Genomic DNA, 13,944 nt, shown 5'->3' with positions numbered 1-13,944 from the left:
ATCTTGAAAATATCCTGATGATTTGCTATCATAGATTAATTTATATACTAATATTGTCAAAGACTTTTTTTCATGGTGTGCGTGTTCAAATGCAATCAATTAAGACCAAATTAAAAGTTAATAATTACCAAAAAACCATACTTGCCAAACACGCAGGAGTTGCACGTCATGCTTATAACTGGGGGTTAGCAACTTGCATAAAAGAGTACGAAGAAACTAAAAAACGCCCAAGTGCAATTACCTTGCATAAGCGTTTAGTCGCTGAAGTTAAATCAGTTAATCCTTGGTACTATGATGTATCTAAATGTGCCCCACAACAAGCATTAAGAGATTTAGAAAGGGCATTTAAAAACTTTTTAACTATTCCTGGACGTGGATTTCCTAAATTCAAGAAAAAAGGCAGAAAAGACAGCTTTTACTTAGAAGGAAGTATTAAGATTTTCCAAGGAAACTACATACAATTACCCAGAATCGGAATAGTAAAAACATACGAAATTTTACCTTCATACAGAGTAAAAAACGTCACCATAGCCTCTTTCAGAGGAGCTTCGCTAACAAAAAAAGCAGATAGTTGGTACATCAGTTTTAAGTACAATTTTGAACCAGATTCAACAGAAAAAGTTGGAGGAACTATTGGTGTAGATATAGGCATAAATACTTTAGCAACCTGTTCTGATGGCAGCAAATTTGCTAATGTCAAAGCCTATAGGCAAGCCAAAAAACGATTAATTCGTCATCAACGTGCAGTCAGTAAAAAAGTTATTGGTTCCAAAAACAGAATTAAAGCAGTAAAAAAACTAGCAAAAGTCCATAAAAAAGTAGCCGATATCAGAGCAGATGCACTACATAAACTCACAACATGGTTAGCTAAAAACCACAGCACCATAGTAATTGAGGTATGACAATGTAAGTGGAATGCTCAAGAATCACAAACTAGCAAGTGCTATTGCTGATTGTGGCTTTTATGAATTCAAACGTCAGCTTACATACAAATGTGAATGGTACGGCAGTGAATTAGTCATAGCAGATAGATTTTATCCAAGTTCTCAAATATGTTCAAACTGTGGTCATCAACAGAAAATGCCGTTACACTTGAGAACTTATGAGTGTAGTGAATGCGGTTTTGAAACTGACAGAGATTTTAATGCTGCGGTCAACCTGAAAAACTATGTGTATCAGTAGCTTGAGTCAAGAGCGAATTTAAGCCTGTGGAGAAGATAAGTTACAGACTGCGGTCAGTGGTCTTCTGCGAAACAGGAAGCTAGCTCCAAAGCTCATGCCACCATGTATGGGTAAGTTTGGGTAAGTTTAGTAGAACAGAAACTACTGCAAAAGATAGTAAACAGACAAAAAATGCAACGATGACTTTGCCTAATGCTTTTTTCATTTTTATTACTCCGTAAGTCACTTATGTGTGTGAACGTTTTTTCCAAATCTCCAGAGGAGTTTCTTCCTCTATTATTACAATTGTTTCGTGATGGGTAGAGTGGGCAAACATCAAGTCTATTAACTGCTAATATCGATCACTATATTAGCCCACCCCTACAAAAAATTATCTTAAATTAATCACTAATACCCAAATACTCTGAGTTGTACTGTTGTATCTGGAAAAGGACTCTCATTTGAGAATGTCTCTGAGCTTCTTGGTGTAACCTCATAAGTTCTTGGTCCAACAACACTATTTGGTAATATTTCTATTGGGTTGTCAACAGTACTGTTAATTACAGCTAGGTTATTTGAGAAATTGCTGAAAGTCACATCTATGAAGTTAACTCCAAATTCAGGTATATCTACATATAACACGTCTCCAGAGAACGGTAATTGTCTTAAACAATCTGGCTCTAGTTCTAAAATACAATAATATTCATCTGCCATTGCAGGGCTGGGCGAAACTACTGCAAAAGATAGTAAACAGACAAGAAATGCAACGATGACTTTGCCTAATGCTTTTTTCATTTTTATTACTCCGTAAGTCACTTATGTGTGTGAACGTTTTTTCCTAATGACAGAATATAACAAACTGCATTAGATTGACTATTATTTAGCTTTTCTTTATATTTCACAGTAGAATATAGTTTAAGGCCTGCATTATTGATGACTAATATCAACAACTACATTTACCCACCATACTATTTTTGATTTTTGACTTTTGACTTTTGATTTTAATTTTAATTATTCTAATCGCTGCAGTATAACATAGGGTGGCAATTTACGATGCTAAATTTCTCCACTATATGTTGAAGCGACCTTATGGGAAAACAGTTAGCAGTTAAAGGAAGAGGGAAGAAAGAAAGTAGAAAGTAGGGTGCTGAAGCGCGATAGCGTAACGCACCAGGTAATATCATGTCCGGTTGAATACTTATAATTAAGATAGTAGGGGAGTAGGGGAGTGGGGGAGTAGGGGAGTAGGGAAAATAGAAAGATTTACTGTTGAAGCACTCATGATAAGTTTTTCATCACTAATTATTCGGACATGATATAACACCAAAAATGGTGCGTTACGCTCCACTTCGTTCCGCTTTTCATGTTGCGCAGCAAAACGCACCCTACTGAAGCTAATAGCTGTTTGCGCAGCATTCCGCAGGAAATGCTTACATTAGCTTTCCAAAATTCCCACAAGCACATCAACTAAAACTTCTATATCTCCAGGAACTCTCAAAGAATCAATATTTTGCTGAATTAAACGTTGTTTTTTATCCAAGATGCCAAATATCCAAAGTTCCGTTCTACTAAACTTACCCAAACTTACCCATACATGGTGGCATGAGCTTTGGAGCTAGCTTCCTGCTTCACAGAAGATCACTGACCGCAGTCTGTAACTTATCTTCTCCACAGGCTTAAAATCGCTTGGAACTCAAGCTACTGATTCACATAGTTTTTCAAGTTGATAGCAGCATTCAAATCTCTATCAGTTTCAAAACCGCATTCACTACACTCATAAGTTCTCAAGTGCAATGGCATTTTCTGTTGATGCCCACAGTTTGAACATATTTGAGAACTTGGATAAAATCTATCTGCTATGACTAATTCACTGCCGTACCATTCACATTTGTATGTAAGTTGACGTTTAAATTCATAAAAACCACAGTCTGCTATGGCACTTGCTAGTTTATAATTTTTGAGCATTCCACTTACATTCAAGTCCTCAATTACTACGGTGCTGTGATTTTTAGCTAACCATGAAGTGAGTTTATGTAGTGCATCTGCTCTGATGTCGGCTACTTTTTTGTGAACCTTTGCTAGTTTTTTTACTGCTTTGCGTCTGTTTTTGGAGCCAATAACTTTTTTACTGACTGCACGTTGATGACGAACTAATCTTTTTTTTGCTTTCCTGTAGGCTTTGACATTGGCAAATTTAGTTCCATCAGAACAGGTTGCTAATGTATTTATGCCTATGTCTACACCTATAGTTTCTCCTACTTTTTCTGTTGGATAGGATTCAAAATTGTACTTGAAACTGATGTACCAACTATCTGCTCGTTTGGATATTCTGACATTTTTTACTGGTACTGAAGGTAAGATTTCGTATGTTTTTACTACTCCTATTCTGGGTAATTGTATGTAGTTTCCTTGGAAAATCTTAATACTTCCTTCTAAGTAAAAGCTGTCTTTTCTACCTTTTTTCTTAAAGACCGGAAAACCACAGCTCGGAATAGTTAGAAAGTTTTTAAATGCCCTCTCTAAATCCCTTAAGGCTTGTTGAGGGGCGCACTTAGATACCTCATAATACCAAGGATTAATTGATTTGACTTCGGCTACTAAACGCTTATGCAGGGTGATGGCGCTTGGGCGTTTTTTAGTTTCTTCGTACTCTTTTATGCAAGTTGCTAATCCCCAGTTATAAGCATGACGTGCAACTCCTGCGTGTTTGGCAAGTATTGTTTTTTGTTGATTGTTAAGTTTTAACTTGGTCTTGATTGATTTCATTGGAACTGGTAAACCATGAAAAAAAGTATTTGATAGTTTAGAAAATTTTAATATACCATAGCAGATAATCAGCAGGTTTTCAATATTTATTAAGATTTTTCCAACTTTGTCCAATTATTCGGCTTCAGTAGTTAGCCCTATGGTGACACAACCAAAAATTAAATCCTGTTCCGGTTCCCATTCTGATAATGCAATTAACTCAACAGCTAACTGTGTAAAACCTCGCGTCATATCCTCATGTTTAGCTTCAATTACTAACAATTTAGAATTAGCTTGTAAGAAGTAATCAAGATTACCTTTCAATCTGTCGTTGACATTCAAAGGATATTCAATTCTGAGCTGACATTGACAGTAGCGAGCGACTTCTAAAAGTACGGGAGCAATTAAAATTTCTCGCCTTGCTGCTTCACTACTCAAACTAACTAGAGGTAAAGTTTCTTCTATTCGCTGACGTAATTCTGGTAAACGTTCCAGTTGCCGAGTTGATGTAGGCAAAGACAATCTTGCTCGTTTGAAATTATAGTCAAATTCAGCTAAAATGTCATCGGTTTCGTAAGACAACTCAAAGTATGAACGAAAAGTATAAGATTTATTTTCCTGAAGAATAAAACGCTTGGACATAATTCAGTTATCAGTTATCAGTTGTAAGTTCAGTTGAGTCCAGTAGGGTGCGTTAATGAAATGTAACGCACCGCCTATCTCAAAAATCGGTGCATTAAGCTTTCGGTGCGGAATGCTACGCAAACGCTAACACACCTTACTGGACTACTGGATTGACAAACAAGCACGCAAAAAGTTACAGAAACTCCAATGATACAGACTATAGCATATTTCTCCCCCAATTTCTTGCTGATGTAAAAATTCTACCCAAGTTTCTAGCACCTCTTCTATATCATATTCATCAACATCTATGAATTGAGCATTGGCAGAACATAGCGATCGCTCTATCGTCTCTACAGAAACTGCTTCTTCTTGCTCGACTAACACTTTCAGCACTCCTAACTCGATTTCTGACAAACCCTCACCTCCCATTTTTTCCCACAAACTATGGTAATATTCCTCTAAACTAGCAGGCATATCCCCTTTCCGGTCCCCCCCTTCCCAAGGGGGGTTAGGGGGGATCTCACCCAACACCCCACTCAAATACATAAAATTATTCCCACTCTCAACCACCAACTCTCGACAAAATTCTGCTTCACTCTGATAATTTTCAGCAACCCAAGATTTAATATTTGCTCCCACTCCCGGAATTGCCAAATAATGCTCAACATAAGCTCGTGCATCTTCCCGGTTTTGTTCTGGATATTCTTCTAAATTCAGTGTTTCCCCAGGAGTTTCAATTAATAAACCAGATTTTGCTCTCAGAAATGGTCTGCGGGCGAGGAGGAAATATACTTGTTTGGGCAAATATCTGGGCAGGTAGAATATATTCGAGTCTCGTGGTTGACTTTGGCGATCGAGGTAGTCGCATCCATCCACAACTACGATTAATTTTTCCTCTGCTGTGAGGTTGTCGCTAATTTTCTGGAGTAATAGAGATAGATACCAACTACCTTCCGTAACATTGTCGGGAAGGGTGGGGTTTTGGTCGTCTATTTTTTGGATGAGTTGGGTGCAAATGGTAATTAGAAATTCGTCAGCGCGGTTTTTACCCTCAACTTCGGCAGTGTAATAAACTGTTTGGGGGTGTTGGATAGTGTAGTTGGCGAGGAAGGAATTTTTACCACTACCGGGGGAACCGATGAGAGTGAAGTAACCGTGGTTGTTGTTTTGGAGGAAGTTGTTGATGGTGGTAGAGATGAGGGGGCGATCGACATAATTTTCGGTTTTTTGTTGAATGAATTGTTGAAATATTGTTGGGTAGGGGGTGGTTTGAGTTAAAAGTTGAGGTTGGTTGTTCATGGTTGTGCCTCCATTCCTTCGAGGCGGAGGAAATGTAAAATTCCTGAGCGTTCCCCTGCAACAATAGTCATCCCATCTAGTGCAACAGCACAGCAATTTACATTACTATCTCCTGTAAAACTGGCAATTTCTGTCCTTGTTTCGAGACACCAGACTTTGATAGTATTGTCATTTGAACCAGAAATCACTCGCTTACCATCAGAGGTGACTGCTAACGCTCTTACCGAGTTGCTATGACCTGCAAGGGTATGAATTTCGACCCCAGTTTCCAGACACCAGACTTTGATAGTATTGTCAGATGAACCGGAAATCACTTGCTTGCCATCAGGGGTTACTGCTACAGCATTTACCCCATTGACATCTGTGAGAGTCTGAACTTCGGCTCCTGTTTCCATAAGACCACTCTGTAAAGCCAAACCTAGCAACCTTTTCACAAGAGTTTTAAGTAAATTATTAGACATCTCCAAAATATCTAGACTCCAGACTTTGATAGTTTTGTCTCTTGAAGCAGAAATCACTTGTTTGCCATCAGGGGTGACTGCTAAAGCATATACATAGTCTCTATGACCTTTAAGAGTATGAATTTCGGTTCTAGTTTCGATGCTCCAGACTTTGATAGTATTGTCATAAGAAGCGGAAATCACTCGCTTGCCATCAGGGGTGACTGCTACAGCATCTACATAGTCTCTATGACCTTTAAGAGTATGAATTTCGGTTCCAGTTTCCATGTCCCACACTTTGATAGTATTGTCCCATGAACCGGAAATCACTCGCTTGCCATCGGGGGTTACTGCTATAGCCATTACATAGTTGCTATGACCGTTGAGGGTACAAATTTCGGTTCTAGTTTCGATGTCCCACACTTTGATAGTATTGTCAGATGAACCAGAAACCAATTGCTTGCCATCAGGGGTAACTGCTACAGCATATACAGAGTCTCTATCACCTTTAAGAGTATGAATTTCGGTTCCAGTTTCGATGCTCCAGACTTTGATAGTTTCGTTCATTGAAGCAGAAATCACTTGCTGGCCATCAAGGGTGATTAACTGTTGAATGAAAATTGTATAAAATAGTTGGTATTTGTAGAAAAGTGTGTTAATATTAAACAGGTAACTAAAGCTATTGAAATAATTCTGCATGAATGCGACTTGTTGACAGACATATTATTAACCGAACACATAACTTTTGGCGAGTGTGTGATGAGTTAGCCTTTAAGTCAAAAAACTTGTATAATTTGGCTAATTATTACTGTCGTCAGCATCTTTTCTGTACTGGTCATAGTCTGGATTTAACCAAACTATACCATGCAACCAAAGAGAGTGATGCTTACAGAGCCTTACCAACCAAGGTATCAAAACAAATAATCAAATGCTTGGTTGCCACTTGGCGTGGTTATTTTCAGGCAATCAAAGAATGGTCAAAACATCCAGGGAAGTTTTTAGGTAAACCCAAAATACCAAAGTATAAAAATAAAACTCAAGGTAGGAATGTAGTTATATATTCCAAAGAATCAGTCTATAAAGCCCCTCTCAAAGATGGTATTTGTCACTTATCCATGAGTGAAATCAAAATACCTGTAGTTGTGGATACTGTCATCGAAGTGAGGATAGTACCTGCTACTGCCTGCTATATAATTGAAGTTGTGCATGAAAAAACTCTTCAGCCACAAATACACTCAACATATGTAGCTGGGATTGACTTAGGGATTGACCGATTAGTAGCTCTATCTACAAATAAGCCTGGTGTCAAACCACTGCTGATTAATGGGAAGCCACTAAAAAGTGTCAATCAATTATATAACAAGCGAAAAGCCAAGTACCAAAGTGTTCTCAAAAGCCAGAAAAAAACTAGCCGTAAGATTGAAGCGTTAACCTACCACCGAAATCGTTTTGTCGAGAATTATCTGCATAACACCAGTAAATTAGTGGTGAATTATTTAGTCACTAACAGAATTGGTATTGTAGTCATCGGCCAAAATGATAACTGGAAACAAGGTGCAAACATCGGTAAAAAAAACAATCAAAACTTTACCCAAATACCCCACTCAAAGCTAATTCAACAGATAACTTATAAATGTCAATTAGCTGGGATAAAAGTCATTGAAACGGAAGAAAGTTACACGAGTAAAACTTCTGCACTTGACCTAGAATTGCCATGTCAGCAGGAAAATTATGTGGGAAAACGAGTCAAACGTGGTTTGTTTAGAAGTGAAACTGGTAAAGTGATTAATGCGGATATCAATGGTAGTCTTCAAATTATCAGAAAGAAATTCCCAGAGTGCTTTACTGCCGAGGGAATAGTGAGCTGCGCCGTACAGCCAGTATTGGTTAATCCAATATTAAGATAAAAGCTGTTACAATTTTCTACAGTTTTTTTCGTACGGTTACTGCCATAGCTATTATCCCTTCGTTATGACCTATAAGGGTACGAATTTCGGTTCTAGTTTCCATGCTCCAGACTTTGATAGTATTGTCATCTGAAGCGGAAATTACTTCCTTGCCATCAGGAATGATTGCTACAGCTCTTACGATATGGCCATGACCTTTGAGGGTATAAATTTCAGCTCCAGTTTTTAGATTCCAGACTTTGATAGTATTGTCATCTGAAGCAGAAATCACTTGCTTGCCATCAGAGGTTACTGCTACAGCATTTACCCAGTTCCTATGACCTTTGAGAGTACAAATTTCAGCTCCAGTTTTTAGATTCCAGACTTTGATAGTATTGTCCTTTAAAGCATAAATTAATTGCTTACCATCAGGAGTGACTGCTAAAGCTCTTACCTCGCTATGAGCGTTGAGGGTACAAATTTCGGCTCCAGTTTCGATGCACCACACTTTGATTGTTTTGTCAGATGAACCAGAAATCACTTGCTTGCTATCGGGGATTACTGCTACAGCATTTACCGAGTTGCCATGACCGTTGAGGGTACAAATTTCGGCTCCAGTTTCGATGCACCACACTTTGATTGTTTTGTCAGATGAACCGGAAATCACTTGCTTGCCATCGGGGGTGACTGCTACAGCATTTACCGAGTTGCCATGACCGTTGAGGGTACAAATTTCGGCTCCAGTTTCGATGCACCACACTTTGATTGTTTTGTCAGATGAACCGGAAATTACTAGCTTGCCATCAGGGGTTACTGCTAGAGTTCTTACCATATCACTATGACCTTCTAGAATACGAATTAACGACCCACCAGGAGTTGTCAAGCTGGTTTTCAAAGGATACAACCAAACATTTTGTTTGCTGCTTTTTGCTTTTAACAGCAACTCCTGAATTTCTGCTTCTGCCAAATTCTGCATCCGCCCCCATAGTTGTTCCGTCAGTTGCTCTCCATCCTTTTCTAAAATATGCGCCGACAGTCGCAACGCTCCTTGAATTAATTTCAAAGTTTCAACTTTTTCATTGTCATCCTCAATCAGATCGTAATCTTCAATTAACGTCTGCACCCCAAACTCAGAATGTTGCACCTTTGCCGCCAGGAAATCAAAATTAGTCAGAAGTTTGTAATACTTCTCTAATTGACCTGACTTCACCAGAGTATGAATATTACCCAACATCGCACGTTGACGCGCAGGCATTGCAGAAGCTAATTTTTCAGCAAATTTTCCCATAATATCACCCCCTACCTAAATATCTGATGACTTCTAACTTCATTCCTTCCAGACCGAGGAAATGTAAGTTTCCTGAAGCTTCCCCTGCCACAATAGTCATTCCATCTGGTGTAACAGCACAGGAGAGTATTAGACCTTCCCCAGTAAAACTGGCAATTTCTGCCCCAGTCTCCAGACTCCAGACTTTGATAGCATTGTCAGATGAACCGGAAATCACTTGTTGGCCATCAGGAGTAACTACTACTGCTCTTACCCAGTATCCATGACCTCTTAGAGTGTGAATTTCCTCTCCAGTTTCCATGCACCACACTTTGATAGTTTGGTCATTTGAACCGGAAATCACTTGCTGACCATCAGGGCTAACTGCTACACTTCTTATACAGTCACTATGACCTTTGAGGGTAGGAATTTCTGCCCCTGTTTTGAGGCTCCAGATTTTTATGGTTTTGTCATTTGAACCAGAAATCACTTGCTTGCCATCAGAGGTAACTACTACACCTCTTACCCAGTCGCTATGACCTTTGAGGGTACGAATTTCTGCCCCTGTTTCCAGATTCCAGACTTTAATAGTATTGTCACATGAACAAGAAACCACTTGTTTGCCATCAGAGGTGACTGCTATAGCCATTACCCTGTCGCTATGACCTTTGAGGGTAAGTATTTCTTCCCCTTTTTTCAAACTCCAGACTTTGATAGTATTGTCAGATGAAGCGGAAATCACTTGTTTGTTATCAGGGGTGACTGCTACAGCTCTTACCGAGTTACTATGACCTGTAAGGGTGTGAGTTTCAGCTCTAGTCTCCAGACTCCAAACTTTGATTGTTTTGTCAACTGAACCAGAAATCACTTGCTTGCCATCAGGTGTGACTGTTACAGCTCTTACCCAGTCATTATGATCTTTGAGAGTACGAATTTCTGCTTCAGTTTTTAGGCTCCACAGTTTGACTGTTCCATCATCTGAACCGGAGATTACTTGTTTGCCATCAGAGGTAACTGCTACAGCTCTTACCCAGTCGCTATGACCTTTGAGGGTATGAATTTCTATCCCAGTTTCAAGGCTCCAGACTTTGATAGTGTGGTCAAATGAACCCGAAATCACTTGTTTGCCATCAGGGGTTACTGCTACAGCTCTTACCCAGTCGCTATGACCTTTGAGAGTACGAATTTCTGTCCCAGTTTCAAGGCTCCAGACTTTGATTGTTTTGTCAACTGAACCAGAAATCACTTGTTTGCTGTCAGGGGTTACTGCTACAGAATTTACCCAGTCGCTATGACCTGTGAGGGTATAAATTTCTGCTCCAGTTTCAAGGCTCCAGACTTTGATAGTTTTGTCTCTTGAACCGGAAATAACTTGCTTGCCATCAGGAGTTACTGCTACAGAATTTACCCAGTTGCTATGACCTTTGAGGGTACGAGTTTCTGCTCTAGTTTCTAGGCTCCAGACTTTAATTGTTTTGTCCTTTGAAGCGGAAATCACTCGTTTACCATCAGGGGTTACTGCTACAGCTCTTACCGAGTCACTATGACCTGTAAGGGTAAAAATTTCTGCTCCAGTTTCAAGGCTCCAGACTTTAATAGTATTATCTCTTGAACCTGAAATCACCTGCTTGCCATCAGGGGTTACTGCTACAGTATTTACATAGTTGCTATGACCTACGAGAGTATGAATTTTAGCCCCAGTTTCAAGGCTCCAGACTTTAATAGTATTGTCTTTTGAACCCGAAATCACTTGCTTGCCATCAGGAGTGACTGCTACGGCTCTTACTAAATGGTTATGACCATCTAAAGTCCGTATCAAGCGACCTCCAGGAGTAGTTAAGCTGGTTTTCAAAGGTCGCAACCAAATATTCTTTTTGCTGTTTCTTGCTTGTGACAGTAACCTTTGAATTTCTGGCTCTACAAAATCCTGCATCCGCCCCCATAACTGTTCCGCTAGTTGCGCTCCATCCCTTTCCAAAACATGAGCATACAGTCGCAATGCTCCTTGAATTAACTTCAAAGTTTTAACTTTTTCATTGTTATACTCAACCAGATCGTAATCTTCAATCAACGCCTGCACCCCAAACTCAGAATGTTGCACCTTTGCTGCCAAGAAATCAAAATTAGTCAGGAGTTTGTAATACTTCTCTAATTGCTTTGACCCCACCAGAGTATGAATATTACCCAACATCGCACGTTGACGCGCAGGCGTTGCAGAAGCTAATTTTTCAGCAAATTTTCCCATAATAATATACTATCTAAACATCTGAACATAAATCATCTGCCATCTGTCCATTCACTTTTTTGTCGAATGTATTGTTGAAATATTGTTGGGTAGGGGGTGTCTAAGAAACTCAAGACTTATACAGAACGACTATATCTAGTAAGGGCGAATGCCATTCGCCCCTACAGATGGCGTATAATTCAGTTCCATGTAGCACTTCCAGAACAACCTCTAAACATCTGAATATAAATCATCCGCCATCCTTGCATTCACTTCCTCAAACAACTTCCGAGTACTATCCAACTTCCTTTTCCCCTTGAGAAAATCAAGAAAACTAGCATGATAAATGCTGTAGCAAATTTCCCCCTCAACTTCCTGCTTACTCAAAAATTCCACCCACTCTTTCAGAACATCTTCCACATCAGACTCATCCTCTTGCGCCCATCCAGCAATCATTTCCAGAGTAGGCAACGTCCGACTTTCCACCAAAATAAACAAAACAATAACCTTATCTTTCTGGGGTTTATCCTCCATTCCCATCCGCACCCAATGTTGTTGATAATAATCTTGCAAACCATCAGGCAATTCCCTCAAACTCAAATCTGGATAAAAACCCTTAGCAATATCCGGTAACACATAACGCAGATACATGAAATTATTTTCACTCTTGTCTGCCACCTGCTCGATAAAATTTTCCTTTCTCATATCCCGCTCCTGCACCCATTTTTGCAACTGAACCCCATAGTCTGGATCTGCATTCAACATAAAACCGATATATTTTTTCACATCATCCCGACTCAAACCCTGATATTCACTCGCCCTCAAATCTAATTCTTTCATCCCCACCCCAGGAGAAACATTCAAACGTTTGTTCTCGCGTTCATAAGGTCGTCTAGTCAAGAAAAAATAAACCCCATCAGGCAGCGTCGTCGGAAAATCGAGAATATTACCGCCTCCACTTTGCTCCACCTCATCCAAAGCATCAACCACAATAACCAACTTTTGCCCCCCAAGATTTTCACTAACCTTTTGCAGCAAAGTTGACAAAGCAACGTTATCAGCATTTTGCAACCCGTAGTGTCTAATTAATTGTTTGCGGATACTCTTCAGAAAAAAGTCTGGTTTATTACGACCATCAGCACGAACATTAAAATGACAGGGACATTTATGGTCATAAACATATTTAGCAGCAATAGCACTTTTCCCCATCCCCGCATCTCCAACTAAAGTAAAATAACCGTTAGAATTATCCCTAATAAAATTCTCAAATTCCTTAAACACAAATTCCCGACCACAAAAAGCCTTAATTTTTTCCATAATTAAAGACTTAAATTCCGCTGGATATTCATCAAAATTCCAATCTGGATAAGGCCGAAATTCTTGAGATTTAGTCCGCTTTGCCACACTAATAAAAACTCGACCAAACTCTTCTAATTCTGACCGAACATCAACCTGAGATTCTTTTATTTCATCCCCCAAAGCAGAAGACTGAATAAATTCATCAACCTTATTCCAGAAACTAATAGGAGAATTAGCAGAATAGGCACTCCAAAAAGCATTTTTTATTTCCTTTTCCCGAAAAAGCTTCAAAATTGGCTCATCCTTACCCACGCCATATTCCACCAAAGCATAAACATAAACACCATCAACATCTTTCGGAGGCTGTGTGGGGTCAAATTTTAATTGCTTTAAAGTTTTGACAACAATTTCATTTCTTTGAGCTGCATTGAGCATTTGAGGCACAGCAGATTTAGCAACATTAACTATTGTCTTAAAGATATTATCTGGTATTATTTTATCTAGCATGAGTTCTACACTTTACTTTTTTAAAATTCAGTAAATCGAACAGTTTTTTCCAAAGAGCGATCGGCACTACTAAAAATAGGAAAAATATAAAATTAAATTCAATATAACATATAGCAATATGATTTTAGTTGTGAGATATTGGAGACTTTTATTCTAGGGAATAGGGAATAGGGAATAGGGGAGAAACGAATACATAAAAATAAGAAAACTGCTATATTCTATGCTTTAAAGGAACACCTCAATTCTCACATCTGATTCCTGATTGCTATATTTAACATTCATTGCGAGAAGTCTGTAGTAGTGTGTCTAGCTTTAAAATATAGGTAAAGCAATCGCGGCAGAAGACAGTAAATTAAATATTATCGGCCTGTATTTACCAAAAAATAAGGTCTAAAGCCTCCCCTTTTAAGCTATCCCTTATAAGGAACTCCTGAAAACCTTCTAGCAAGCAGGGGAGCAGGGGAGGGTCCCCTGCTCCCCTGCTTGCTAGAA

The 13,944-nt window shown here is 39.1% G+C and carries 12 protein-coding genes; 3 read left to right on the top strand and 9 right to left on the bottom strand.

Features of this window, described 5'->3' with window-relative positions:
• Positions 1 to 89 precede the first annotated feature (89 nt).
• Positions 90 to 902: a transposase gene (locus F6K54_RS12930; RefSeq protein WP_293078078.1), complete on the top strand. Its 813-nt coding sequence runs from the start codon at positions 90 to 92 to the stop codon at positions 900 to 902.
• 13 nt (positions 903 to 915) lie between these two features.
• A complete protein-coding gene (locus F6K54_RS12925; protein ID WP_293078076.1) occupies positions 916 to 1,182 on the top strand; it encodes an RNA-guided endonuclease TnpB family protein in 267 nt (88 codons plus the stop codon).
• A 387-nt stretch (positions 1,183 to 1,569) separates the two neighbouring features.
• Here the strand turns inward: F6K54_RS12925 and F6K54_RS12920 are convergent, their stop codons facing one another.
• The 6 genes from F6K54_RS12920 to F6K54_RS12895 all read right to left on the bottom strand — a co-directional run bounded on the left by F6K54_RS12920 (position 1,570) and on the right by F6K54_RS12895 (position 6,968).
• Complete coding sequence (locus tag F6K54_RS12920) at positions 1,570 to 1,956, bottom strand: hypothetical protein (protein WP_293078074.1); 387 nt, start codon at positions 1,954 to 1,956, stop codon at positions 1,570 to 1,572.
• A 640-nt stretch (positions 1,957 to 2,596) separates the two neighbouring features.
• Positions 2,597 to 2,743, bottom strand: coding sequence for a hypothetical protein (locus F6K54_RS12915; protein ID WP_293078072.1), 147 nt, complete (start codon positions 2,741 to 2,743; stop codon positions 2,597 to 2,599).
• 116 nt (positions 2,744 to 2,859) lie between these two features.
• Entirely contained in the window at positions 2,860 to 3,927 is a 1,068-nt protein-coding gene (locus F6K54_RS12910; RefSeq protein ID WP_293078070.1) for an RNA-guided endonuclease TnpB family protein, read from the bottom strand.
• A gap of 114 nt (positions 3,928 to 4,041) precedes the next feature.
• Positions 4,042 to 4,548, bottom strand: a complete 507-nt coding sequence (locus F6K54_RS12905) for a hypothetical protein (RefSeq protein ID WP_293078068.1) — start codon at positions 4,546 to 4,548, stop codon at positions 4,042 to 4,044.
• Positions 4,549 to 4,692: 144 nt separating this feature from the next.
• Positions 4,693 to 5,829 (bottom strand): hypothetical protein, encoded by a 1,137-nt coding sequence (locus F6K54_RS12900; protein WP_293078066.1) that lies wholly within the window; start codon positions 5,827 to 5,829, stop codon positions 4,693 to 4,695.
• Positions 5,826 to 6,968, bottom strand: a complete 1,143-nt coding sequence (locus F6K54_RS12895; protein WP_293078064.1) for a WD40 repeat domain-containing protein — start codon at positions 6,966 to 6,968, stop codon at positions 5,826 to 5,828. The genes F6K54_RS12900 and F6K54_RS12895 overlap by 4 nt, the downstream gene beginning before the upstream one ends.
• A 2-nt stretch (positions 6,969 to 6,970) precedes the next feature.
• On the opposite strand from F6K54_RS12895, the gene F6K54_RS12890 reads away from it, so the two are divergent.
• The gene (locus F6K54_RS12890) at positions 6,971 to 8,176 is read left to right on the top strand and encodes a transposase (RefSeq protein ID WP_293078062.1); all 1,206 of its coding nucleotides are present in this window, start codon (positions 6,971 to 6,973) and stop codon (positions 8,174 to 8,176) included.
• Positions 8,177 to 8,192: 16 nt separating this feature from the next.
• On the opposite strand, the gene F6K54_RS12885 is transcribed toward F6K54_RS12890, so the two are convergent.
• From F6K54_RS12885 to F6K54_RS12875, 3 genes are all read right to left on the bottom strand, one after another.
• Positions 8,193 to 9,443 (bottom strand): hypothetical protein, encoded by a 1,251-nt coding sequence (locus F6K54_RS12885; protein ID WP_293078060.1) that lies wholly within the window; start codon positions 9,441 to 9,443, stop codon positions 8,193 to 8,195.
• 4 nt (positions 9,444 to 9,447) lie between these two features.
• A complete protein-coding gene (locus F6K54_RS12880; protein WP_293078058.1) occupies positions 9,448 to 11,667 on the bottom strand; it encodes a hypothetical protein in 2,220 nt (739 codons plus the stop codon).
• Positions 11,668 to 11,877: 210 nt separating this feature from the next.
• The gene (locus F6K54_RS12875; protein WP_293078056.1) at positions 11,878 to 13,452 is read right to left on the bottom strand and encodes an NACHT domain protein; all 1,575 of its coding nucleotides are present in this window, start codon (positions 13,450 to 13,452) and stop codon (positions 11,878 to 11,880) included.
• Positions 13,453 to 13,944 lie beyond the last annotated feature (492 nt).

The organism is Okeania sp. SIO3B5 (genome assembly GCF_010692555.1).
In the GTDB taxonomy this organism is placed as follows: Bacteria; Cyanobacteriota; Cyanobacteriia; order Cyanobacteriales; family Microcoleaceae; genus Okeania.
The sequence above is the reverse complement of the archived record's forward strand: the minus strand, read 5'-3'. Positions and strand labels throughout refer to the sequence as shown.

Bases quoted from the DNA above. Each gene is read 5' to 3' on its own strand.
- F6K54_RS12930 (WP_293078078.1), top strand. From the start codon at position 90: ATGCAATCAATTAAGACCAAATTAAAAGTTAATAATTACCAAAAAACC.
- F6K54_RS12920 (WP_293078074.1), bottom strand. From the start codon at position 1,956: ATGAAAAAAGCATTAGGCAAAGTCATCGTTGCATTTCTTGTCTGTTTA.
- F6K54_RS12925 (WP_293078076.1), top strand. From the start codon at position 916: ATGCTCAAGAATCACAAACTAGCAAGTGCTATTGCTGATTGTGGCTTT.
- F6K54_RS12910 (WP_293078070.1), bottom strand. From the start codon at position 3,927: ATGAAATCAATCAAGACCAAGTTAAAACTTAACAATCAACAAAAAACA.
- F6K54_RS12875 (WP_293078056.1), bottom strand. From the start codon at position 13,452: ATGCTAGATAAAATAATACCAGATAATATCTTTAAGACAATAGTTAAT.
- F6K54_RS12880 (WP_293078058.1), bottom strand. From the start codon at position 11,667: ATGGGAAAATTTGCTGAAAAATTAGCTTCTGCAACGCCTGCGCGTCAA.
- F6K54_RS12905 (WP_293078068.1), bottom strand. From the start codon at position 4,548: ATGTCCAAGCGTTTTATTCTTCAGGAAAATAAATCTTATACTTTTCGT.
- F6K54_RS12890 (WP_293078062.1), top strand. From the start codon at position 6,971: ATGCGACTTGTTGACAGACATATTATTAACCGAACACATAACTTTTGG.
- F6K54_RS12900 (WP_293078066.1), bottom strand. From the start codon at position 5,829: ATGAACAACCAACCTCAACTTTTAACTCAAACCACCCCCTACCCAACA.
- F6K54_RS12885 (WP_293078060.1), bottom strand. From the start codon at position 9,443: ATGGGAAAATTTGCTGAAAAATTAGCTTCTGCAATGCCTGCGCGTCAA.
- F6K54_RS12895 (WP_293078064.1), bottom strand. From the start codon at position 6,968: ATGCAGAATTATTTCAATAGCTTTAGTTACCTGTTTAATATTAACACA.